This is a genomic window from Mesorhizobium sp. P2_E7 (assembly GCF_056403855.1).
The window spans coordinates 2,604,851-2,626,927 of record NZ_JBFUER010000001.1; the positions used below are offsets into that span (position 1 = coordinate 2,604,851).

Below are 22,077 nucleotides of genomic sequence, written 5' to 3' on the forward strand. Positions count from 1 at the left end.
ACCTCAGGCCAGCTTGTCGAGCAGCGGCTTCAGCCGGTCTCCATAGCGCTTCCACAGATCGACCGATCCCTGATACATCGGCTGGCGCACCTGCGCGGCCGAGGCGGTGCGCACGGGACGATCGGTCTCGTGGAACGACAGCACCTTGTCATCCCAGGGCAGGCCGAGATGCGCGATCAGCGCCCGCGTCTGCCCCTCCTGGTCGGCGACAAAATCCTCGTAACGCACGTCATGGACAACGCCGGGCAGCACGCTGCGCCAATGCGCCATGATGTCTGTGTAAAGATTGTGGAAGTCGGCGAGTTCGCCGAGATCATAGCCGTAGCGGTGACTGTCGCCGCGGAAATGCACCTTGTAGATCGAAAGGCAGGTCGCCGCCGCATCGCGCGCGCAATGGATGATTTTCGCCTTCGGCAGCATCATGTGGATGAAGCCGATGAGCAGGAAGTTGCCGGGCATCTTGTCGGTGACATGCCTGAAGTCGGGATAGCGGGCATGCAGCATGTCGAGATAGGCTTGGCCCGCCTCGGCAAACTCCGTGTCGGATACCTCGACCAGTCCCCACGGGAACCCACCGGGCATGGTCGTCGGGAACTGCTTGCCGACCGCGGTCTTCAAAATGCTGAGCTCGCCCGCGCCATAGACCTGAGGATGGCTGGCGATGATCTGCTCGACCAGCGTAGTGCCCGAACGCGGCATGCCGACGACAAAGATCGGCGTATCGTCCGATATCGCGGCTGGCTGGTGCTTTTCGAAAAAGCCGGTGTCGAACACCGTCTTCATCGCGTCGAATTCGGCGCGCGTCCTGACGGGATCGTAGTCGATGCCCTTGCGGCGAATGGCATTGCCTTCGGCGAAATAGTCGAAGGCCCTGCTGTAATCCTTCAAATCGTCATTGGCCTTGCCGAGGCCGAAGGAGAGCTGCATGCGCGCCAGGCTGTCGGCCGGCGCCTTGGCATGCTGTGCCTCCATGCCGGCGAGTTCGGCGTCGCGCTCCTTCTGGCGCTTGACCTGCGTCAGCATCAGCCAGGCTTTGGCCATGCCCGGCGTGATCGCCAGCGCCTGCCGGAACAGGTCGGCCGCTTCATCGAGCTTGCCCTTTTCCATCAGCCCGACGCCGAGCCCGTGCAACAGGTCGGCATCCTTGGGCCGGATCGTCAGCGCCTCGCGAAAGGTCGCCAGCGCCTCGTCCAGACGCCCAGCTTCCTGCAGCGTTTCGGCAAGCCCTATACGCGCACGAACATGGAAGGGATTGCGTCCGACCGTGCCGCGATACATCGTTTCGGCCGCCTCGAACTGGCCGAGCTGTTTCAACGCGGAGCCGAGATTGTCGCGTGCCGCGAGTTGGTCGGGCTTCAGATCGACCGCACCCTGGAAAAAATCGGCGGCCGCTGCAACGCGACCGAGATCGCGCATCACCGTGCCGAGATTGTTGAGGAAATCGGGATTCTTCGGCTGCAGACGCACCGACTGCTCGATCAGTTCCAGCCCTTCGGTGCTGCGCCCCGTCTGGTGCAGCAGCAGGCCCAGGAAGTGCGCCGCCGCCGCGTGATTGGCCTTGCGCGCCAGCACCTGCCGATAGAGCGTCTCGGCCTCCTGCCGGCGCCCGGCCTGATGCAGCTGCAGCGCCTGCTGCACATATTGGTCGAGGCCCAGCGGCGGTTGTCCGCCAGCTCCAGCACCCGCCGCCCTTCTCTGATCTCTGTTGATGGGAAACCTGCCGTGTTTGTCCGCTTGCCGGACCTAAGGCATGGAAGAGACAGATTCAAGGGCAGATCGCGGCCGGGTGTCGCTTCGGTCAGGGCAACAACCGTGCGTAAAATCAAAGTGCTGCGGGGGTGTCCAGCGAGCGCGCAGCGCTACAGGTCATGACCAAGCCCCGGTCAAATCAGCCGGTTGCTTTCGGCAAGCTGGCGCTCCCGCCGCAGCGTCCCGTCGGTGTCGGCGACCTTGCGCCGTGCCGCTTCGTCGCTCCTTATCGTCAGGCGCACGGAGAGGACCTTCGGGAACGCGACGATTGGCGCGATGGTTATGGATGGGCCGTCCGGTGTTTTCATGATTCTCATAGTTTTCGCCTTTTCAGGAAAAATAAAAGCGGGCGACGGGACAATTATTCCGGCGCGCCATCGATAAGGGATTTGTTGATATAATGACGTCATAGCAGTTTTATCCAAGATTTATATGCATTAAATTTTTAGGCCGGTCGAATCTAGCCAGAAATTATCTTGAACAAGCCGCTGTTTAAGGCTATGGATTGCAAGATCGTTTTTGGGCCAAGCTTGGCATATCGCGGCGTCAGAAGTTCTCGACCCGCCAAACTCATTCCAAATAGCCGATATCTGAATTGCCGGCACAGTGGCGTGCAGCGCGTCCAGGCGGAACCAGAGCCAAGCCAATGTCGGAGCGCACCACCCATTCCATCGCCCATTTCGCAGCACCCTTCGTGCTCGGCGGGCTGGAAGGGCAATTGCCGGCTGGCGACTATGACATCGACCACGACGAAGAGCTGATCGAGGGCATGTCGCGGCTTGCCTGGCGTCGCATCGCCACCTTCATCCATTTGCCGGCACGGGCGGTGAAGAACCCGACCACCAGCCAGCTTGTCGCCATCGACTACCTCGAACTCGAAACAGCGCTGAGGCGCGACCAGGAGAACGCAGCATGATCCGCTTCCAGCAGAATGCGCGTCCGCGCACCGACACGCCCTCGCACCGCTTCGCCGTCGGCCAGACGGTCCGCATGAAGAGCCGCATCGGGATGCTCCAGAAGCCCGTGGAACTGTTTGAGATCAAGAGCAGGTTGCCGGTCAAGGACGGCTCGCCGCAATACCGCATCCGCAGCGAGCAGGAGACCTATGAGCGGGTGACCACGGAAGACAATCTCGAAGTGGCCGACGATCTGGTTGCTGCCAACAACCCGGCCATCTGACACTCCGTCCACCCAACACATTAAAGGAGCAGACAGATGGCCAAGGGTCAGCAGCGCAGCAATCGCGAAACGCGCAAGCCCAAGAAAGACAAGGTGGTGGCCAAGGCCCCCTCCCCGTTCGGTTCCGCGGTCAAGCAGGCAGAGAACAGCCTGAAGCCGAAGTCCAAAAACTGACCAGCCAGGGGCGCCTCGTGCGCCCCGCCGTCGCCTTGGAGCAATTCCAGGAAAAGTGTGAGCGGTTTTCCGTCCGGAATTGCGAAAACCAAAGAGATAGAGCGGCTCGCCGTTTCCGGGAAACGGTGAAACGCTCTAGGTGACGGCAACAAGCGCGCAACGCTCTGCCACGGAGACTTGCTTGAACTTCTTCATCGAGTTCTACCGTTCGCGCGACGCCGACGAAGCCACGCTCGACAAAGTGTCGCTGGAAGCGCCCAACCTGCGCGCTGCTCTGCAGGGCGCCACCGCGCTGTTCCACAGCCTGGCCATGCCGCAGATCCCCGACCGTCTGCGCATTTGCGACGAGGACGGCGCCGAGCTCTACGCCGGCCCGGCCGACGGGGCGTATCCGTCGTAGGCAACCATTCCGATCTGATCCGCGAGTCTTCAGCACGGCCCATCGTCGACGACGCGATAGTCGGCGGCGCGAGCCTCGCAGGCATTGGGGAAGGTGCGCAGCTCGCCATGACGGCGGGCGCAGACGGGCGCATATTCGCGGGTGCAGAATGTCCGCTCTTCGCTGCCGCCACCGCCACCGCCACCGTCACGGCAAGTGCCGTCGCGCACGATGCGGTAGCCCTCGCGCTCCGCGAGACAGGCATTGGCGAAGGTCTGGCGATCGCCGCCGCGCCGCGCGCAGACCGGCTCATATTCCCTGGTGCAGAATTCCGGCTCCGGCCGTGGCGGGCGCGGACGCGGTCCCGGCCCGTCGTCGACGACGACAGTGCAGGCGGCAAGAAGACCCGACAGGAAGAGAATGGTAAAACCCTGGCGCGAGAAGATCGTCGCAAGAAATTTCATGAATATATCTCCCTCGAGATCCCTCGTCCCGGCGCAAAACGCGCCTGTCGATCCTCGCCATTCCCTTGCCAAATGCAACCCCTGTTTGCGGCGTTGCGGAGCCACGCAATGCCCTCGCCACACATCGCCCGATGCTGGACTATAGCAGCTGGACCATGCGTGGCCGGGCTCTGGCTGATGACCGCCAACGGGGCCGGGTTTATCGAAGCGCCTGCGTTGGGATGCGTCGATGGGCGCGGCCCGCGGCGCTATCTTGCAACTATCACGTTTCCGTGCGATAAATTTTGTGTTCGGGCATTTGCGACCCGGAGAGCGGAACGTTTTGGACGACCTTTCCCCGATACTGTGAATCTCTGACGGCCCCGTTTTCGGCGGGGGGTTTTACCATGCGCGAATGCAGGACTGCCGAAACAACCACCGGGACTTGCCCACGATGCCAGGCGGCGGGCAAACCACAAGACTGACACGGGTGAAGGAGTTTCCCCAATGGCCCAGACCGGCACCGTTAAATTCTTCAACGCGACCAAAGGCTTCGGCTTCATCACGCCCGACGGCGGCGCCAAGGATGTGTTCGTCCACATTTCCGCGATCGAGGCATCGGGCCTGCGTACCCTCGTCGACGGCCAGAAGGTCACCTTCGACGTTGAACCCGATCGCATGGGCAAGGGTCCGAAGGCGGTCAATCTCCGCGCGGCCTGAACCGGCGGTGCCCGCGCGCCCGCCAGGGCGCGCGAAAAAGCACTTGAAGCGTGCTTGAAGCGGCTTTGTCAGCCGCCCCCGAGTTTTCGAAGGCGCGACGTTTCCCGTCGCGCCTTTTTCATGTCCGCCGTCGCCGTGGCAAAGGACGCTCGACCTGTTCAGGGAATGGCCGATCGCCGGGGCGATCGTCTGGCGCGATTTGCCTTGGCCGCAACGATCTATTTGAGCCCCCTTGACCGTTGCCGGCCCCGGCAAAACTTTCTCTTGCCGATAGCGCTAAAATAAAGGACAAATTTCCCTTCGGGCATTTGCCGGCCCGAAAACTGGACTTTATGGGATCAAAGGGAGCTTCCCATGCCGCAGACCGGCACCGTCAAATTCTTCAATCATGCCAAAGGCTTCGGCTTCATCACGCCGGACGACGGGCAGAAGGATGTCTTCGTCCATATTTCCGCCGTGCAGGCATCGGGTCTTCCCGGTCTGGAGGATGGGCAGAAAGTGACATTCGACACCGAGCCGGACAAGCGCGGCAAGGGTCCGAAGGCCGTCAATCTGTCAGTCGGCTAAGCCGGCTCGAGACAGGCTGGACGGAGATTGACGAGGCGGAGCGCCTTCCGCACGCGCTTGGTTTTTGCCGCGTGGCCTGAATCAGAGATGCAAATTCCGTTCAGCCCCCGTTCAGCCACGGTCTCCTATTAATCGTCCCCAAGGCCGGACCGCATCCCCGAAAAAACGACCCGGGCCGGCACGAAGGAGACCAAAATGAATCGCATTTTCAAAACCGCCATTCTGGGCGCCGCTCTCGCCGCGACCACACTCGCCACTCTGCCCGCCGCCAACGCCGACGAGTGGCGCCATCGCCATCATGGCCGTCACCACAATGGCGACGCCATTGCCGCCGGTGTCGTCGGCCTTGCGGCCGGCGCCCTGATCGCCGGAGCGCTGAGCAATCCGCAGCCGCGCTACAACAGCAGCTATGACGACGACTACGACTATCGCGAAGTGCGGCCGGTGCGCCGTTACTATGCAGAGCCGCGCGTCGTCTATGCCGACCGCTATGCCGAGCCGTGGACCCGCGACTGGTACGAATACTGCTCGGACCGCTACCGGACCTTCAATGCCCGCAGCGGCACGTTCACCGGCAATGACGGCGAGCAGCATTTCTGCACCGCCAACTAGTGCATGTCGCCCAAAAGTGCGTACCGGTTTTGGGATAACGACCTGCACAAGACAAAGACTCTAGGGCGCGGAGCGCCGTAGAACTTCCCTGCCCCAAACAAAAAGCGCTGACCGCAAGGTCAGCGCTTTTTTGTTGTTGGGTACGCCACCCAGGGTGTGTGTTGAGATTCAGGTCAGGCCGAGCCGAGAGCTATGGGCTCCGAGACCGGAGCGGAGCGTACTTTTGGGTACGTGAGCACCGGAAGCGCAGGAGACCATGGCTCGCAAGCCGGCCTGACCTGAATATCGGCACACACTTAGGTCAGGAACGGATTGGTCCGCCTCTCCTCGCCAAAACGGCCGCCTGGGCCGTGGCCGCAGATGAAGCCGATGTCGTCGCCGAGCGGCAAAAGCTTGTCCTTGATCGAGGCGATCAGCATCGCATGGTCGCAGCCCGGCAGGTCGGTGCGCCCCACCGAGCCACGAAACAGCACATCGCCGACATGGGCAAACTTGGCTGCGCGGTTGTAATAGACGACATGGCCGGGCGCATGGCCGGGGCAATGCAGCACCTCGAACACATGCGAGCCGAACGACACGGTTTCGCCTTCGGTGAGGAACCGGTCGGGCACACAGTTGCGCACGCCTGCAATGCCATAGCGCTGGCCTTGCTTTTCGAGATTGTCGAGCAACAGCTTGTCGGCCTCGTGCGGGCCGATGATCTCGATGCCGAGCGCTTCCTTCAGTTCCATGGCGCCGCCGGCATGGTCGATATGGCCATGGGTGATCCAGATCGCGCCGGCCGAGATCGCATTGTCCTTGAGCACTTTGAGCACCTGGTCGATGTCGCCACCCGGATCGACGACGACGCCTTGCTTGTCATCCATGTCGAACAGGATGGTGCAGTTCTGCTGGAAGGGCGTGACCGGCACGATGCCGGCGTTGAGCTGACCCATGATTGTCCTTTCGCTGTGTCTGGCGTGATGTAGAGGCACAGGCAGGCAACGTCCACAGCTCCGCGACAATCTTGACAGACCCGAAAACAGAAATGGGCGGCCCAACGGCCGCCCATTTGACGAAGCCCGAGATTTCGAGGCTTATTTCTTCATCGCGCCCATGACCGCACCGATGATGCCGGTCAGGATGGCGCCGCCGCCTGCGCCGCCGAGGAGATTGTCCACGTTGAATGCGCTGCCAAGTCCGCCAGCGGCTGCCGTCACATCCGGGGCCGCCGCGCCGCCAAGCAGTTGGCCCAGGATCGCCGCGCCGCCGACGCCGCCAATGGCGCCGCCCAGGATTTTGGTCAACTGGCCCATCGCCGCATTCTTCAGCGCAACGCCGATTGCCTGACCACCGACAACACCCGCTATTACCTGCACAACGATCGCAATGAGCGTGTTCGTATCCATGTACCTAGTCCCTCCATAGCTGCCAGCCTCCCGGGCCGACACCATCATGAGACGCCGAATTAGACGAAAGTCAAATGCGTAAATGCTGAAATAAAAGGGGCGGCCCTAAAACCGCCCCTGCTTGCGAAAAAAGCTGTGATTTGCGTTATTCTGCGGCTATCGCATGCTTAGGCTGCACTGCGGCAGAATAGTCGTTCATCAAAGTCTTGGCGATCTCGCCGACCTCGAATCGGTAGGGGCCGATCTCGGAAACCGGCGTCACTTCCGCCGCCGTTCCGGTGAGGAAGCACTGCTCGAAGCCTTCGAGTTCCTCAGGCATGATGGCGCGCTCGATGACCTCGAGGCCGCGGTCCTTGGCGAGGCCGATGACGGTGCGGCGGGTGATGCCGTCGAGGAAGCAATCGGGCTTCGGCGTATGGATCTTGCCGTCCTTGACGAAGAAGATGTTGGCGCCGGTGGCTTCGGCGACCTGGCCGCGCCAGTCGAGCATCATGGCGTCGGCATAGCCCTTGGCCTCGGCGGCATGCTTGGACATGGTGCAGATCATGTAGAGGCCGGCGGCCTTCGACTTCGATGGCGCCGTACGCGGGTCGGGCCGGCGCCATTCCGCCAGATCGAGGCGGATGCCCTTGAGCTTCTGCGCCGGGTCGAAATAGCTCGGCCACTGCCAGATGGCGATGGCGCAGTTGATGCGGCTGTTCTGCGCCGACACGCCCATCTGTTCGCTGCCGCGCCAGGCGATCGGCCTGACATAGGCGTCCTGGAAACCCTGCTTCTTCAGAAGCGTGGTCGAGGCGTCGTTGAGCTCGGCCACCGAATAAGGAATCTTGAAGCCGAGCAGGCGCGCCGATTCATGCAGGCGCTCCGTATGCTCGTTCAGCTTGAAAATCGCGCCGCCATAGGCGCGCTCGCCCTCGAAGACCGCGCTGGCATAGTGCAGGCCGTGGGTCAGCACGTGGATCTTGGCGTCGGCCCATTTGACGAACTCGCCGTTCATCCAGATGAAGCCTTCCAGCTGGTCGAAGGGAACGGATGCCATGGAAACCTCCCGCGGGCGGCGGCCCGCACATCATTGGTGTTGTTGTTGTTTCGCGACAGCCGCATCAGGCGGCCGGATATCGTGAAGCGTAAGCGGATAATCGAACTCTGGCAAACTCAGGAAGTTCCGGAAAAACCGCGCTCCCTTGCCTTTTCGTTCGCAATCCGCCCAAAAGCTTGTCAAAAATTACCATTGCGGGGAAATTACGTCAATAGTACTGACATAATTTCCCTCTATGGACGGAGAAATGATGACGGATCGAAGCCCAGCTGCCGGAAAACCGATCAAGACGGCAATCACCGATGAGGACGGCATCGACTTCGCCATCATCGAACTGTTCTTCTTTGCCTACCGTGACTTCACCTCCGATCCCGACCAGATCCTGGCCGATTACGGTTTCGGCCGCGCCCATCACCGGGTGCTGCATTTCGTCAACCGCCGGCCGGGGCTGACGGTGGCCGAACTGCTCGACGTGCTCAAGATCACCAAGCAGAGCCTGGCGCGGGTGCTGAAGCAGCTGATCGACACCGACCATATCGTGCAGTTGCAAGGCCCGCGCGACCGCCGCCAGCGTGAACTCTACCCGACGGCCAAGGGCCGCGCCCTGGCGCTGGCCCTGGCACGGCCACAGTCACGCCGCATCCGTGCTGCATTGGAGGATTCCGGAGCCAGCGAGCGCCCCTTGATCGAAAGATTCCTGGAAGCCATGGTCAATCCGGAACTAAGGGCGCAGATCGACATTGTGCCCGCAAACATGTCAGGGAAAAGCCATGGAGACCATTGAGAGGGTGGACCAGCCGGCGGCGCCGGACGATGACGCGCCGCATCTGCTTGTCGTCGACGACGACACCCGCATCCGCAATCTGCTGAAGCAGTATCTGACCGAAAACGGCTTTCGCGTCACTGTCGCCGGCAATGCCGGCGAGGCCAGGCGCAAGCTCGCCGGGCTCGACTTCGACCTGCTTGTCCTCGACGTCATGATGCCCGGCGAGACCGGCGTCGACCTCACCAAGGCGTTGCGGGAGGAAAAGAACGTGCCGATCCTGATGCTGACGGCGCTGTCGGAAACCGACAGCCGCATCACCGGGCTCGAGGCCGGCGCCGATGACTATCTGCCCAAGCCCTTCGACCCGCGCGAGCTGATCCTGCGCATCAACAACATCCTGCGCCGCGGCGGCCCGGCGACCACGCCCAAGGTCGAGCAACTGGTGTTCGGCCCCTACACCTTCCAGATCGCCAGGCGCGAACTGAAGCGTGGCGGCGAGGCGTTGAAGCTGACCGACCGCGAGCAGGAGATCCTGGCGATCTTCGCCGCGCGCGCCGGCGAAACCATTCCGCGCCACGAGCTGGTCGGTGACGATTCGGAAGTCGGGGAGCGCACCATCGACGTCCAGATCAACCGGCTGCGCCGCAAGATCGAGCGCGACCCGTCCAATCCGGTCTGGCTGCAGACGGTGCGCGGCATTGGCTATCGGCTCAGCGTGGAATAGCTGGCTCGTCGGCCGGGCGATTTCAGTTGCTTGCTGGCAAAGCTGGTATTTGGTTTGCCAGTTTTTGTCCTTGCATGGTGCCAGGCCATGGCGTTCATCACTTCATGTGGATGCGCTCCCTAATGAATTAGTTGCTTGTTAATCAGGTCGAGCGCATCTTCTCTCGCGGCTTGAGGAGCGATTTGCGCGTGGGCTTTTTGAGAATGCTTCTGATTTGCGCGATTGCGAGCGCCGGTGCCGGTGGTTTCGTCAAGGTCGTCGAATACTTGACCTTTACCCCACCACCACCGGTCGCGCTCGACGCTCCGGTCCTTCTGAAAAAAGCTCCGCCAAAGAAACGAATATGGCGGCGAGCGCTGACGTAACTTCCGCACCGAGGATAGGGCTATCGGCAAAACTGGCGATCTTCGGCCTTTGCTAGGCTAGCTCGCGGCTGGCCTGTTCTCTGAAACCTACCTTGCGGCACTGGGAACACGGCGGCTGCGGGCTGGATTTCAGCGTTGCGTTTTTAGGTGCGCGGGATCATGTATGCTTTGTGGGGGAAATGGACGTCTCAGAAAGGGTTACAGCGCGGCTTTGTCGTGTGACCACGACCAGCGTGGCCGCCCTTTGCATCGCGTATGTTGCTGTGGCCGTTGCGGTAGCACCAACAACCTACTTCGAGATGTTGACGGAATACACGCTCAAAAAATACTCGCTCGCTATCCCCGTACTTCTACTTTTCGGAATGGCAGGCGTTGCGGTGTTGTCGCGGCCTTCCTCGCCTTTGGCGTTCGTCCAGGAGAAGTTGCGCGTCAGAGGCAAGGGCGCGTTGCTGATCACCGGAATGTTCATTCTTGGTGCGGCCGCGTTTTCCACACTGAAACATGTCACCCCGATCTATGTCCCCTTTTTTGCCGACCCGTTCCTGGCGGACCTGGATGCTGTCATTCATATGGGCGATCCCTGGAAGGTCACGCACGCCATCTTCCCCCGGGTGCTGGAGCCAGCTCTGTTCGTGCTCTACGGACCTGTCTGGTTTGTCCAGATGGTAGGCATGGTACTTGTGGCGGCCTTTACTTCGGATCACGCACGTCGAGCTCGTTATTTGCTTTCGTTCCTTCTCGTTGCCATCGTCCTTGGAAATGTCGTCAGGATCATCGGCTCGTCGGCCGGGCCGATTTTCTTCGAGAGGATCGTCGGTGATCCTCGCTTCGCCGACCTCATTTCGGCCCTCGGCACAACCGCATCCGGCAGAGGGATGATCGCCACCTCAAACTATCTCTATTCATCCTACGCTCACGACCGTACGGTTTTTGGAACAGGCATAGCCGCGATGCCAAGTTTGCATGTAGCCGTGGCGCTTCTCAACGCGCTGTTCCTGTCTCAATTTGGCCGGTGGTGCAGATATTGGGGGTTGTTCTACTTCGCCGCCATCATGTTCGGATCAGTCTATTTCGGCTGGCATTATGCGATCGATGGCTATTTGGCGATCCTCGGCACCGTCGTGATCTGGCGATATGTTGGGCGATTTGTTGGTGAGAAGGTGATCTTGTTGGAATAAGAGGTAGTTGGGTTCAATGGCGGTACCAAGTAAGCTCAGTCCATGTCGACCCGGCGATCTTTCATACCGATCTGGAGGCCAGGCTGGGCGTTTAACAGTCGTCCTGCAATAGCCCAGATGATTGGCGTCAACAGCATAGAAGCGTATCCATCGACCGCGTAGTGCCAGGCCAAGTGCACCGAGCCCAGCTGGATTGCTGCCAGAAACGCAATGCTGGCCCAGCGGAGCAAACGCCCAAAACGCCAGAGATAAATCGCGTTGAGGGTTGCGACTGCCACGTGCAACGATGGAAAGGCTGAAATGCCGCTGCCTAGGCGTGGACCATCAAGCCCGGCATCGGCCAGCAGATAATTTTGCGTAGCCAGCGCCGAAACGGGATAGGTCAAGTTGGTCGTTTGAAGGTAGTCCATCAGGGGAGAAAACGTGCCTTCGCCATAAAAGGGCATGACGAATACTGGCCCGACTGAAGCGAAGGCCGCCGCCAAAACGTTACCTATCAACACCCAGGTAAGGACGAACGTGACCAGAAACTGCGAACGCAGCCGCCCGTCCCTCGTTGAAAAAGCGACGCAAAACAAAACGATGAAAACCTCAGCAAACCAAAGATTGTAAAGAACGTTCAGCGAAAAGGTCATAGGGCCAAAGCCAAGCACAGGTTGAAAAAATCTCCATGCATCGACCCCGCCATGAATTGCCCTGTCGATCGCCACCAGGGGCGTGTCGGCATAGAATGGTTGAATCCTGCTGATCCCTCCCTTGATGCTGGTGAACATCGAGAAAAAGAGCGGGATGACGAGCGCAACCGGCAGCCCGGCTGCAATTCGATCCGGCAGGTTGTTGGCCAGCATGAGATCCTTCATGGCACGTAACGGTTGCTCTGGCCGCTGAATAATCAACCGAATCAAGACCACCGCAAGAAGGATCAGGGTCACCGCTGCCCCAAAAAACAGGAAATTCTTACTATATATTTTTAAATTGATGACGATTTTCCAATGCTCCGCGGCAATAAGCGCGAGTAGAACATAGGCGACCACCGTCACTAAAAATGGTTGATTGGCGCGCCAAGCCTCCGAAGTGCTACGGATTGCTAGCCGCGCTATCGACATGGAAGAAATCTCCGGAACCAAGCGCTAGTTAAGCTGCTGCAGTATCCCCGAGCTACCCACCAGCGCCAGACTTGCATAGATCTGGACCGCTATAGTGCAGATCGCAGCCGCCGAAATCGGCACCCCGAAGGGCACGACGCCCTTGCGGTCCAAGTGCTGTATGTAGACGCGAAACGCGCCTGCCGGCAGCATGAAGGGGTTTTTCACGATCGCCGCGGTGGCGAGGGCGAAAACCAGCAGCAGCACCGAGAACACGGCGAGACCGCTTCCACCGGTCAGAAACGGAACGACCGCCAGCAGCTTGACGTCGCCGGCTCCGACCTTGCGCATGATCCAGAAAGGAAAGAGCGCAACGAACAGCACCAGTCCGGCGATCGCACTCAATCCCATATCCCACCACGATCCGCTTGCTACAGAAACAAGCTGAAGCGATCCCAGCCCGAGGCAAAGCAGCAACAGCACTTCGCGGTTGGCTATCTTTTGAGTGACGAAGTCGAGCCAGGCGATCCTTGCCAGCAAAGGAACGGCGAGCGCTTTCAGCAGCAGCGATACGGCAAACAACATTCTACCGCTCGATGTTTTGCACGCTGGACGATAGCAGCTTCAGATTGTTGACCACGGTCGGATCATTGGGCGCCAGTTCGTAGGCCTTGAGGAAATTGCTACGCGCGTCCTGCAGCTTACCGCGCAGCAGATAGGAATAGCCGACATTGTTGTAGTACTCGGGCGTCGCGCCAACCAGCTTGAAGGCACGGCCATAGGCCCGATCGGCAAGGTCGAAGCGGTGTATGCGGTCGCAGGAGGCGGCCAGTCCCATCCAGGCGCCACCATCATTGGGAGCGAGCTGCGTCGCCTTGAAGAACAAGGCGCCGGCATTGCCGTAATTTTCCGCACGGAACTGGTTCTTGGCCTCTGCGACGGCTTGGTCCGAGGCGTAGTATTCAACATCACCGACCGTCTTCAACCCGTCAAAGGCATCACCAAAGGACGTTACGTCGCCTTTCGACGGTTCGTTGGTGCGAACGACACCGTCTGTGGGGTTCGTCTGACAGCCGACAAGTGCCGCCATGAACAGGCAGGCCACGACTGCAATTGGCCTTTTCATACAATCTCCCCGTGAGTCCCCCGACCCATATTAGGACCAAAGCATATACGCAACTAGAAGAAAATGCCCTTCATGCGAATGATCACCGGCAGCATGATTACCATCATAACCACAGGAAAGATGCAGAGTCCCAGTGGTATCATCATTTTGACGGGCAAGGCGTTGGCACGCTCTTCCGCCTGCAGAATCCTCTGGCTGCGCATCTCCGCGCTGTAGACACGCAGGGCGTCAGTCAGGCTGGTGCCCAGTTCTTCCGACTGCCGGAACAGCACGGCCAGCGCCCGCGCCTCGTCAAGGCCAATGCGGTCAGCCAGTTCGCGAAGCCCTTCCCGAAGTGGCTTGCCGGCACGCAGTTGCAGATTCATGATCGTGAGCTGAATTCCCAGCCATTTGTGCGTGGCCGCAAGCTCCTGGCTTACCCGTTCGACCGCGGCCTCGAGGCTCATACCGGCATCGGCGCAAGTGATCATCATATCCATGAAATCGGGGAAGGCGCGACGATAGATCTGTTTCTGTGAATTCTCGAATCGGTCCAGCATGATGCTGGGTATGACAATGCAGCCTAATCCAAACAAGGCCGCACCACCAAACGTAAAGAATCCCGGCAGTCGTGGCGGCAGCACCCACGACAGCAGGGCATACATGGCCAGAAACCCTATGCAAACGGCGCCGAGGCGACAAACCGTGTAGACGAGAGGCGCAGTCGCTCGATAAAATCCGGCGCGGAAGAGTTTCGCCTCCAGAGCATTGGGCTCGGTGCGCTCTTTCTCGATCGACTTGAAGTAAGCGTCGACCGGCTTCTGCGCCGCGATCTTCGCAAGGCGGTCCCGTCCCAGGATCGATCGCGGATCAACAGAGCCTTCGCCCAAAAGGCTGTCCGCGACCAGCTTTCGCGTTTGCAGTGCCGGCAGGAAGACCAGCGCCGCAAACAGGAACAGCGCCACCGCCGACGCGAAGACTGCGATGGATACAAAAAAGGTCAGGTCGTCGGTGTTCGAAAGCAGATTTATGACGCGCTCCTGTCAGAAATCGAAATTAACCATTCGGTACATGATGTAGTCTCCCAACAGGGCCCAGCTTCCACAGATGACGAATGCAGGCGTAATGAGAGGACTGCTCCAGACTTTGCCGTAGTAGCCGGGCGCGATGACCCACAGCATCCCAAACATCACGAGCGGAAACAAGGAAATGATCCAGGCCGAGGCCCGGCCTTCGGCCGACAACGCCCTGATCTTCAACCGCAGTTTCTGGCGTTCCCGCAGCACGGTCGAGAGATTGGCCAGGATTTCGGTAAGATTCCCGCCGGTCCTCGCCTGAATAGAAAGCGACACCGATAGCAGATTGAGTCCCTCGAAGCCGACCCGCTGCGTTAATTTCCGCACGGCCTGCTCCATGCTGAGTCCGAAAGTAATCTCGTCGGCGACGATGCCGAATTCCGTGCCAAGCGGATCAGGTATCTCGCGGGCGACAAGACCTATCGCAACTGACGCAGGATGCCCTGCGCGCAATGAACGAACGATCATGTCCAGTGCATCGGGCAATTGCTTGGCGAATTTCTTTATCCGTCTGTTACGTGCCCGGCGCAAAACAAGAACAGGCAAGGCAAAGCCCACCACAAGAAAGATGATGAAGGCTGCCGGCGCCGCTAAGTGCAGGAAAAGCCAGAGCAGCAAAGCCAGCGCCAGGCCGGCCAGAAAAAACGAGGCTGCGAAGGTCATCGGGTTTCCGGTGATGCCGGACTGGGTATAAAGCCTGTTCAGCGAGACAAAGCCGAAGATAAAATCTCCTGAATCGGTCAGGCCGCGTTCTCGCAGCAAACTTTGCAGGGTTTTTTCCGCGGGCGCTTCATCAGCGAGGCGGCGGAGCCGGTGGTTCACCGCCACTATGCGGGAGCGGCGACCGGCTAGAGAAAGGTAAAGGGCTTCGCCGGCAAGGATCACCGAAGCTGCCGCAACCATGTAGATGAAATAAAGCAGCGCCTGTCCGGTAAGCATCAGAGGGCAACCTGCGGGTTGAAGGCATCCTTGGCGAAATGGAGACCCAGCGTTGCGGCCTCAGGCGCAAAGCGCGGACGAACACCAGTGGCGCGAAAATCCCCGATGATCGTCCCATCCGCGGCCACGTCGCGCCTTATGAAGGTATAGATTTCCTGCAATTGGACGACATTGCCTTCCATACCGGTAATCTCGGAAATCGACGTTACGCGCCTGCCGCCATCGGAGAGCCGCTGCGTCTGCACGATGATGTCTATGGCTGAAGCGATCTGTGCCCGGATGGATTCGTGCGTCATTGGCATGCCGGCCATGCCGACCATCTGCTCCAGCCGCGAGATCGCGTCGCGCGGCGTGTTGGCATGGATAGTGGTCATCGACCCCTCATGGCCGGTGTTCATGGCCTGCAGCATGTCAAAGGCCTCCTCGCCGCGGACTTCGCCGACGATGATGCGGTCCGGCCGCATGCGCAGCGCGTTCTTCAGCAGTTCGCGCTGACGGACCTCGCCTCTACCCTCGACATTCGGTGGCCGCGTCTCCAGACGGCCGACATGCGGCTGCTGCAGTTGCAGTTCCGCCGCGTCCTCGATGGTGATCAGGCGCTCCCTGGCCGGGATGTAGCTCGAGAGCGCGTTGAGCAAGGTCGTCTTGCCGCTGCCGGTGCCGCCCGAGACCAGGATCGACTTGCGCGCCTGGACGGCGATCCGCAGCAGCTCGATCATTGGCGGGCGTATCGAATTGAACGCCATCAGGCGCTCGAGCGAATAGGGATTCTTGGAGAATTTGCGGATCGACACCAGCGGACCGTCTACAGAAACCGGTCGCACCGCGATGTTGACGCGCGAGCCGTCTGCCAGGCGAGCGTCGACCATAGGCGCCGATTCATCGACGCGCCGGCCGATAGCCGAGACGATCTTGTTGATGACACGCAACAGATGCGCCTCGTCGCGGAAACGGATTGCCGTCTCCTCGATCACGCCGCGCCGCTCGATGAACACGCGGTCGTGCGTGTTGATGAGGATATCGGTGATGGAATCGTCCTTGAGCAGTGGTTCGATCGGTCCGAGGCCCAGCATCTCGTCAGCGGTGTCGCTGGTTAACTGATCCAGTTCGCGGGCGTTTAGCGGCACGGCACGAGTGCGAACGAACTCGCGCACGATCGGGCGGATCTCGTTGAGGATCTGATCCTTGGACGCTGTTTCAAGAGCGGACAGATTGAACCTGTCGATCAGGTGCCGGTGCAGCTCGACCTTGAGCGTCAGAAAATCGTCGCCGTGTGGTTCGACTTCCGGCGGCGGGGCTGGAGTCGAAACGGTTGCAGCGAGCGGCGCCAACTGCTGCAGCGCCTGCGGTTCACTCGGTCCCTTGATGAAGCGGCCCAACATTTCGCCCAGCCCTCTAAAATCCCCGAGCTGAAACTAAGCGTTAACCACAAGGGGCACAAGCGCCGAGCAAGGCCAAGGCGACCGATACTTACAACATAGTTAAGAATGCCTTCGGGAAAACGACGTCTTATCTTTCCTGAAGGCGCCTCTCCGCCGAACCTCACGGAACCTTTCGGCACGCAACAAGCCGTGCACCTCCGGAAGCCATCTCTAACCCCTTATATATAAAGGAATATGCATAACCACTAATTCAACTGCTTCGCCGCGGCACCGTGGCGGAATTGTGAATGAATGGTTAAGGCGGCTTGAAAAATTAAACGAATCAAGATCTTGTCGAAATTTAAGTGCCTTTCGATCAGGTATTCGAAGGTTAAGGAACCGTTAATCCGTTTGACTCTGCTTTTTCGTGGGACCTAGGATTGAGGTGACGGGGGATGCTTGGGTATGGGGTTCATCCTTGGCTCTGTCTCGTCGGGTTAAAACCTCCAAAGGGAGAAATTGACATGAAAAAGCTCATGACGATGACCCGGCAGTTCCGCGACGACGAAAACGGCGCTGCTATGGTCGAATATTCTATCCTGATCGGCATCATCGCAGTCGCCTCTATCGGCTTCATCATCGGTATCGGCGGGTGGGTTACGGGCCGCTTCACCGGCCTCTGCACCGCCATGGACAACTCCGGTATCGGATCTTGCGCCAGCGGTAGCGGTTCTTGATCGTTTGATCGGCATCAGGCCCGGGTTGTCCAAACCCGGGCCTGAATTCACTCGTGGCGGGCGAATTCCCGCTCTATTGGTTGGGGGCTTGGGGTTATGCGCGCCAACACACTTATTATGATAGTCCTCGCCGGCGTCTTCGGGGTGCTGGCGGTCGTGCTGATCAACATCTGGCTGGCTGGCCAGCGTAGTGCCTTGGCTCAATCAAACGGCACAGGCAATACGATCGTTGTAGCGGCACTGCCACTGAAGTTCGGCGACACATTGAGCGCCGACAAGTTGCATGAGATAGCCTGGCCCGCGGGCGCAGTCCCGGCTGGAGCGTTCAAGACCACCAAGGAAGCCTTGGCCGGCAGTGGCGCAAGGCAGGCCCTGCAGGCGATCAGCACCAACGAGCCGATCCTCGCCAGCAAGATCACCGGTCCAGGCCAGCGCGCCACGCTTTCGGCCGTGCTTGGCGAAGGCATGAAGGCAGTTTCCATCAGGGTCAACGACGTGCTCGGAGTCGCCGGCTTCGTCTTCCCGGGTGACCGGGTCGATGTGCTGTTGACGCGCTCGGTGCGCGGCGATGACGGTTCGGACAAGAGTTTTGTCGACGTTCTGCTGCAGAGCATGAAGGTGCTCGCCGTCGACCAGGTCGCCGACGTGAGCAAGGATAACCCGACGGTGGTTAAGTCGGTGACGCTCGAAGCCACCACGAAGGACGCGCAGAAACTGACGCTGGCCGCCGGCGCTGGGCAGTTGTCTCTTGCACTGCGCCAGGCCGCCGGCAGCAAGGGCGAGACGACCGAACGCGTCACGCTTTCCGACCTGACCGGCGAGACACCGGATGATGTCGCAAAGAGGCAGGCCGAGCTGGACAGACAGGCCGCAGCCGACGCTGCAGCCGCCGCCGAACGCCAGCGCGCGGCTGACAAGATCGCCGGATTGGAAAAGGCCGTGGACAGGGTGGGAAACCAGCTCGACCAGTTGAGCAAGGTCAAGCCGGCTCCGGCTGTGGTAACGGCACCCGCATCAAAGGAAGTCGTCAAGGAAGTTATCAAGTATTTGGAGCCAGCACCGCCGAAGAATGTTACAGTGGGTGTGTTTCGCGGCGTGAAGCTTGAATCCTATGACGTGCCGCGGCAACCATAAAGGGCCGCGGCGAATCGGGGGGCTGCTGTGGCAGCAGTTTGGGAGATGGGGATGCAGGGGTTTTGGATGAGGGTAGCGGCGGCCGCGCTGTGTTGTTTGGCTGCGCCGCTGACGTCGATTGCGGTGGCTGAAGCAGCCGACCGGTTCATCGACGTATCGAACCCGAGCGTCCATCGCATCTTCCTGCCGATGTCGCAGTCGGTGACTCTCCAGGTGAGCGCCAATCTCGGCGATATCGTTGTCGGCGACGAGAAGATCGCCGATGCCCAGCCGATGACCGACCGGACGCTTTATGTCATCGGCAAGAGCGCCGGCACCACCACGGTCAATCTCTTCTCCCCGGAAAAGCGCTCGCTCGGCGTCATCCAGATTGAGGTCGGCGTCGACGTCAGCGATATGGCGCAGGCGATCCGCCAGGTGGCGCCCAGGGCGCGCATCGAAATCGGGTCGATCAACGGCAAGGTCAGGCTTGGCGGTCACGTCAAGGATGGCGCGACGCTGGCGTCGATCATGGAGGTGGTACAGCAATATGGGCCTGACGCCATCATAAATTCCGTCATTGTCGACGACAGCCAGCAAGTGAACCTGGAAGTGCGCATTCTCGAGGCCAAGCGCAACGCCGGGCGCGATCTCGGTGTCTCGTTCAGGAGCAGGGACAGCAATGCAACCAAGTTTGGAACGGGCATCGCGGCTACCACTCCAAACGGCGTAGACCCTGGCACCCTGGTGTCGGGCCTGCTGTCGAAGTCGAATCCTTTCGCGACACTGATCACCCAGGTGATCGACAGCAACATCAAGGTCGACCTGATCATCGAAGCGCTCGAGGCCAAGGGCGTCGTGCGCACGCTGGCTGAACCCAATCTTACCACCTTGTCCGGTGAGCCGGCCAGCTTCAACGCCGGCGGCGAAGTGCCCATCCGTGTCGTCGGCAATGATGGCCAGGTAACCGTCACGTACAAGCAATTCGGCGTCAATCTGCTGTTCACGCCGGTCGTACTCGACGACGGCAAGATCCATATGAAGCTGGCGCCGGAGGTCAGCGATCTGACCAGTTTCACAACCGCCGGCGACCCGATCTTCACCAACCGCAAGCTTGATACCGTCGTCGAACTGCGCGACGGCCAGAGCTTCGCGGTCGGAGGGCTGCTGTCCAGCAAGACCACCAAGCTGCAGAACCAGGTGCCCTGGCTCGGCCAGGTGCCGGTCATCGGCTCGCTGTTCCGCAATTCGAGCAACCAGAAGGAAGAGACCGAACTGGTCGTCATCGTCACGCCACACGTCGTGCGGCCGGTGAAGCCCGGCGAGCAACTGGCGACGCCGTTCGACAAGACGCGGCCGGCCAACGATCCGGAATTCTTCGTGCTCGGTCAGCTCGAGGTGAACAAGGACATGATCCGCAAATATGAAACGGGCGACGGCGTAACTGGCCCCTATGGCCACATGCTGGACTTCAAATCGAAGGACAAGATGCTCTATGTCAAGAAATAGCGCCTTGATCCTCTTGCTGTGCGCCGGTGCATTATCGGGCTGCGCCGCCGACTATCTCAATCACTATGACACGGTGACCCTGGCCGCCGGCGATACGCAAAAATTCAATTCGCTGGCGCAGACGGTCGATCCGTTCAATCCGAATTCGAAGAACACACATATCGAAGGCGACGGCACGCGGGCTGCGCTTGTTGCCCGCAACTACAAATTTCCACCACCACCACCACCACCGCCTGCGATAACGGTCAATGTAGGCGGGGCAGTGAACAACGGAGCGAATTGAACAGAAGGATGCGGGTCGCATTGCGCCGGGTGAGCGAGGGGCTTGGTGCAAGGTAACTAGAGAGTAACGGTCATGTTGGGGACCATTAGGGCGTTCTGGAACGATCAACGCGGCATCGCGATGATTTTGGTGGCTATTATGCTACCTGTGCTTGTCGGTTTCGCCGTTCTTGCAATCGACGGCAGCCGGGCCAGCGGCCTTCACAACGATCTGCAGAAGGGCGTCGACGCGCTGGCGCTTGCCACGGCGGCTGAACTCGATGGCAAATCGGATTCGATCGTTCGAGCCAACCGAGCGGCCGCCAACCTTCTAAATGACCAGAAGACGAAGTTTTCGACAGCAGGCGATCACACGCTGACACTGTCTGACGTGACCATCACTTATCTGACCGGCATTCCGGCTAGCGATAATACCAGGCTGGGCGCCGATGGCGTTGATGCCAACGGTGCGCATTGGGAGAGCACCGACCCGACCGCCGTGACGTTCTCCGTGGTGACGGTGAACGCTTCCGGCCTGACGGATGGTGCCGGCGCGTTCGCGACGATATTTCCCGCAGCCTTTGTCGGCGCCAGCGACACTATGGACATTCGTCCGCAGGCCGTGGCCGGGTTCGTTCAGTCGATCTGCGAAACCGTGCCGATTTTCATGTGCAACCCGTTCGAGACGACCGTTCCGGCAACCAGCAAGACGATCCAGCAGGCGTTTGCCGCCGGCCTCACCTATAGCCGCGAATACCGCATCCTCAAGGTTGACTCGAATCCTGGCCCCGGCAACTTCGGACTGATCGACAACAATTTGGCCTCGCTGCGAGATGCCATGGCGATGGGCACTGCAGGCACCTGCTATCGACGCGACGCGCTCACCACGAAAACCGGCGTCACCTTGGGCCAGGTCAACGCTGGGCTCAACGTCCGCTTCGACATCTACAGTTCCTCGCTCAAGTCGCATGATAATGACTGGAAATATCGGCCAGCAAGCAACGTGCGCAAGGGAGTGGACAAGACCTCCAACTGCAACAAATATACGCCCAACACAGACGGCACGGCCATGGCGCTACCGCCGGGCAATAGCTTCGATTCCACGACCGGGATGACGAACTCGACATGGGATCGCACAAACTATTGGCTGATCAACCACGGCGCGGCCTACCCCAGCGTACCCAGCACCACCAACCCGACCGGCGCCGCCGTGCCGGCTTCCAGGTATGACGTCTATAAATACGAGATTTCGCACGGGCTCGTCGGGGACAAGTCCAAGGCGCCGACGAAGGAGACCGGCGTTCCAGCCTGCTTCAAGGGCACGACCCCGACTGCCGATCCCGACCGGCGGCTGCTCAACATGGCGATCGTCAACTGCATCGCCAACCAGGCCAAGATCAATGGCCATATCCAGCTCAAGCCTGATGGCTATGCCAGCGTCTTTATAAACAGCCCCATCCAGAAGCAGGATAACAGCAAGAACGATGAGGACACCTCGGCCGGTGAGAAGCCGATCAGCCTTGAGATCGTCGATGTCGATGGAGGGTTTGCCAACAACACCCTTGTAGACAAAGCATTCCGCAATGAAGCCCAGCTGTACCGGTAGAG

At 60.0% G+C, this 22,077-nt stretch carries 27 protein-coding genes; 15 read left to right on the plus strand and 12 right to left on the minus strand.

Annotated features, from left to right (window positions below; all coding sequences use genetic code 11):
* Nucleotides 1–3: 3 nt before the first annotated feature.
* Together AC1DYC_RS12820 and AC1DYC_RS12825 are read right to left on the minus strand one after the other, a co-directional pair.
* A complete protein-coding gene (locus AC1DYC_RS12820) occupies nucleotides 4–1,638 on the minus strand; it encodes a sulfotransferase (protein ID WP_477406780.1) in 1,635 nt (544 codons plus the stop codon).
* Between the two features lie 245 nt (nucleotides 1,639–1,883).
* On the minus strand, nucleotides 1,884–2,057 hold the full coding sequence (locus AC1DYC_RS12825; protein WP_477406782.1) for a hypothetical protein: 174 nt from the start codon (nucleotides 2,055–2,057) through the stop codon (nucleotides 1,884–1,886).
* A gap of 338 nt (nucleotides 2,058–2,395) precedes the next feature.
* Here AC1DYC_RS12825 and AC1DYC_RS12830 point away from each other — a divergent pair, with 338 nt between their 5' ends.
* From AC1DYC_RS12830 to AC1DYC_RS12845, 4 genes are all read left to right on the plus strand, one after another.
* Complete coding sequence (locus tag AC1DYC_RS12830) at nucleotides 2,396–2,665, plus strand: hypothetical protein (RefSeq protein ID WP_192257805.1); 270 nt, start codon at nucleotides 2,396–2,398, stop codon at nucleotides 2,663–2,665.
* Nucleotides 2,662–2,928 carry a hypothetical protein gene (locus tag AC1DYC_RS12835; protein WP_477303058.1) on the plus strand — a complete coding sequence of 89 codons (267 nt, stop codon included), beginning with the start codon at nucleotides 2,662–2,664 and terminating at the stop codon, nucleotides 2,926–2,928. Before AC1DYC_RS12830 ends, AC1DYC_RS12835 begins: the two co-directional genes overlap by 4 nt.
* A gap of 36 nt (nucleotides 2,929–2,964) precedes the next feature.
* Complete coding sequence (locus AC1DYC_RS12840; protein ID WP_477406784.1) at nucleotides 2,965–3,102, plus strand: hypothetical protein; 138 nt, start codon at nucleotides 2,965–2,967, stop codon at nucleotides 3,100–3,102.
* A gap of 181 nt (nucleotides 3,103–3,283) precedes the next feature.
* A complete protein-coding gene (locus tag AC1DYC_RS12845) occupies nucleotides 3,284–3,502 on the plus strand; it encodes a hypothetical protein (protein ID WP_477303062.1) in 219 nt (72 codons plus the stop codon).
* A 29-nt stretch (nucleotides 3,503–3,531) separates the two neighbouring features.
* On the opposite strand, the gene AC1DYC_RS12850 is transcribed toward AC1DYC_RS12845, so the two are convergent.
* Nucleotides 3,532–3,945: a Kazal-type serine protease inhibitor domain-containing protein gene (locus AC1DYC_RS12850; RefSeq protein WP_477406786.1), complete on the minus strand. Its 414-nt coding sequence runs from the start codon at nucleotides 3,943–3,945 to the stop codon at nucleotides 3,532–3,534.
* A gap of 486 nt (nucleotides 3,946–4,431) precedes the next feature.
* Here AC1DYC_RS12850 and AC1DYC_RS12855 point away from each other — a divergent pair, with 486 nt between their 5' ends.
* The 3 genes from AC1DYC_RS12855 to AC1DYC_RS12865 all read left to right on the plus strand — a co-directional run bounded on the left by AC1DYC_RS12855 (nucleotide 4,432) and on the right by AC1DYC_RS12865 (nucleotide 5,823).
* Nucleotides 4,432–4,644, plus strand: a complete 213-nt coding sequence (locus tag AC1DYC_RS12855; protein ID WP_006202520.1) for a cold-shock protein — start codon at nucleotides 4,432–4,434, stop codon at nucleotides 4,642–4,644.
* Nucleotides 4,645–4,998: 354 nt separating this feature from the next.
* Entirely contained in the window at nucleotides 4,999–5,211 is a 213-nt protein-coding gene (locus tag AC1DYC_RS12860; RefSeq protein ID WP_112561038.1) for a cold-shock protein, read from the plus strand.
* Between the two features lie 195 nt (nucleotides 5,212–5,406).
* Nucleotides 5,407–5,823: a BA14K family protein gene (locus tag AC1DYC_RS12865; RefSeq protein WP_477406788.1), complete on the plus strand. Its 417-nt coding sequence runs from the start codon at nucleotides 5,407–5,409 to the stop codon at nucleotides 5,821–5,823.
* A gap of 296 nt (nucleotides 5,824–6,119) precedes the next feature.
* On the opposite strand, the gene AC1DYC_RS12870 is transcribed toward AC1DYC_RS12865, so the two are convergent.
* The 3 genes from AC1DYC_RS12870 to AC1DYC_RS12880 all read right to left on the minus strand — a co-directional run bounded on the left by AC1DYC_RS12870 (nucleotide 6,120) and on the right by AC1DYC_RS12880 (nucleotide 8,250).
* On the minus strand, nucleotides 6,120–6,758 hold the full coding sequence (locus AC1DYC_RS12870) for an MBL fold metallo-hydrolase (protein ID WP_477406790.1): 639 nt from the start codon (nucleotides 6,756–6,758) through the stop codon (nucleotides 6,120–6,122).
* 141 nt (nucleotides 6,759–6,899) lie between these two features.
* Nucleotides 6,900–7,211: a hypothetical protein gene (locus AC1DYC_RS12875; RefSeq protein ID WP_477406792.1), complete on the minus strand. Its 312-nt coding sequence runs from the start codon at nucleotides 7,209–7,211 to the stop codon at nucleotides 6,900–6,902.
* Nucleotides 7,212–7,356: 145 nt separating this feature from the next.
* Nucleotides 7,357–8,250 (minus strand): branched-chain amino acid aminotransferase, encoded by an 894-nt coding sequence (locus tag AC1DYC_RS12880; RefSeq protein ID WP_112561042.1) that lies wholly within the window; start codon nucleotides 8,248–8,250, stop codon nucleotides 7,357–7,359.
* 250 nt (nucleotides 8,251–8,500) lie between these two features.
* Here AC1DYC_RS12880 and AC1DYC_RS12885 point away from each other — a divergent pair, with 250 nt between their 5' ends.
* The 3 genes from AC1DYC_RS12885 to AC1DYC_RS12895 all read left to right on the plus strand — a co-directional run bounded on the left by AC1DYC_RS12885 (nucleotide 8,501) and on the right by AC1DYC_RS12895 (nucleotide 11,283).
* Complete coding sequence (locus AC1DYC_RS12885; RefSeq protein ID WP_112561176.1) at nucleotides 8,501–9,034, plus strand: MarR family winged helix-turn-helix transcriptional regulator; 534 nt, start codon at nucleotides 8,501–8,503, stop codon at nucleotides 9,032–9,034.
* The gene (locus AC1DYC_RS12890) at nucleotides 9,021–9,740 is read left to right on the plus strand and encodes a response regulator (RefSeq protein WP_112561043.1); all 720 of its coding nucleotides are present in this window, start codon (nucleotides 9,021–9,023) and stop codon (nucleotides 9,738–9,740) included. Before AC1DYC_RS12885 ends, AC1DYC_RS12890 begins: the two co-directional genes overlap by 14 nt.
* A gap of 583 nt (nucleotides 9,741–10,323) precedes the next feature.
* Entirely contained in the window at nucleotides 10,324–11,283 is a 960-nt protein-coding gene (locus AC1DYC_RS12895; RefSeq protein WP_477406794.1) for a phosphatase PAP2 family protein, read from the plus strand.
* A 35-nt stretch (nucleotides 11,284–11,318) separates the two neighbouring features.
* Here AC1DYC_RS12895 and AC1DYC_RS12900 read toward each other — a convergent pair whose 3' ends face one another.
* Genes AC1DYC_RS12900 through AC1DYC_RS12925 form a run of 6 tightly spaced genes read right to left on the minus strand, consistent with a single transcriptional unit; the run spans nucleotide 11,319 to nucleotide 16,870 of the window.
* Nucleotides 11,319–12,389 carry a phosphatase PAP2 family protein gene (locus tag AC1DYC_RS12900; RefSeq protein WP_477406796.1) on the minus strand — a complete coding sequence of 357 codons (1,071 nt, stop codon included), beginning with the start codon at nucleotides 12,387–12,389 and terminating at the stop codon, nucleotides 11,319–11,321.
* Between the two features lie 24 nt (nucleotides 12,390–12,413).
* Nucleotides 12,414–12,953, minus strand: a complete 540-nt coding sequence (locus tag AC1DYC_RS12905; protein WP_477406798.1) for a prepilin peptidase — start codon at nucleotides 12,951–12,953, stop codon at nucleotides 12,414–12,416.
* A gap of 1 nt (nucleotide 12,954) precedes the next feature.
* Nucleotides 12,955–13,494: a tetratricopeptide repeat protein gene (locus tag AC1DYC_RS12910; RefSeq protein WP_477406800.1), complete on the minus strand. Its 540-nt coding sequence runs from the start codon at nucleotides 13,492–13,494 to the stop codon at nucleotides 12,955–12,957.
* Between the two features lie 53 nt (nucleotides 13,495–13,547).
* Nucleotides 13,548–14,498, minus strand: a complete 951-nt coding sequence (locus tag AC1DYC_RS12915) for a type II secretion system F family protein (RefSeq protein ID WP_477408278.1) — start codon at nucleotides 14,496–14,498, stop codon at nucleotides 13,548–13,550.
* Between the two features lie 18 nt (nucleotides 14,499–14,516).
* On the minus strand, nucleotides 14,517–15,488 hold the full coding sequence (locus AC1DYC_RS12920; RefSeq protein WP_477406802.1) for a type II secretion system F family protein: 972 nt from the start codon (nucleotides 15,486–15,488) through the stop codon (nucleotides 14,517–14,519).
* Entirely contained in the window at nucleotides 15,488–16,870 is a 1,383-nt protein-coding gene (locus AC1DYC_RS12925; RefSeq protein ID WP_477406804.1) for a CpaF family protein, read from the minus strand. Before AC1DYC_RS12925 ends, AC1DYC_RS12920 begins: the two co-directional genes overlap by 1 nt.
* A gap of 503 nt (nucleotides 16,871–17,373) precedes the next feature.
* On the opposite strand from AC1DYC_RS12925, the gene AC1DYC_RS12930 reads away from it, so the two are divergent.
* From AC1DYC_RS12930 to AC1DYC_RS12950, 5 genes are all read left to right on the plus strand, one after another.
* Nucleotides 17,374–17,586 carry a Flp family type IVb pilin gene (locus AC1DYC_RS12930; protein ID WP_477406806.1) on the plus strand — a complete coding sequence of 71 codons (213 nt, stop codon included), beginning with the start codon at nucleotides 17,374–17,376 and terminating at the stop codon, nucleotides 17,584–17,586.
* 96 nt (nucleotides 17,587–17,682) lie between these two features.
* The gene (gene cpaB, locus AC1DYC_RS12935; RefSeq protein ID WP_477406808.1) at nucleotides 17,683–18,720 is read left to right on the plus strand and encodes a Flp pilus assembly protein CpaB; all 1,038 of its coding nucleotides are present in this window, start codon (nucleotides 17,683–17,685) and stop codon (nucleotides 18,718–18,720) included.
* Nucleotides 18,721–18,771: 51 nt separating this feature from the next.
* Complete coding sequence (locus tag AC1DYC_RS12940; RefSeq protein ID WP_477406810.1) at nucleotides 18,772–20,208, plus strand: type II and III secretion system protein family protein; 1,437 nt, start codon at nucleotides 18,772–18,774, stop codon at nucleotides 20,206–20,208.
* Between the two features lie 4 nt (nucleotides 20,209–20,212).
* Complete coding sequence (locus tag AC1DYC_RS12945) at nucleotides 20,213–20,491, plus strand: hypothetical protein (protein WP_477406811.1); 279 nt, start codon at nucleotides 20,213–20,215, stop codon at nucleotides 20,489–20,491.
* Between the two features lie 72 nt (nucleotides 20,492–20,563).
* Nucleotides 20,564–22,075: a TadE/TadG family type IV pilus assembly protein gene (locus AC1DYC_RS12950; protein ID WP_477406813.1), complete on the plus strand. Its 1,512-nt coding sequence runs from the start codon at nucleotides 20,564–20,566 to the stop codon at nucleotides 22,073–22,075.
* Nucleotides 22,076–22,077 lie beyond the last annotated feature (2 nt).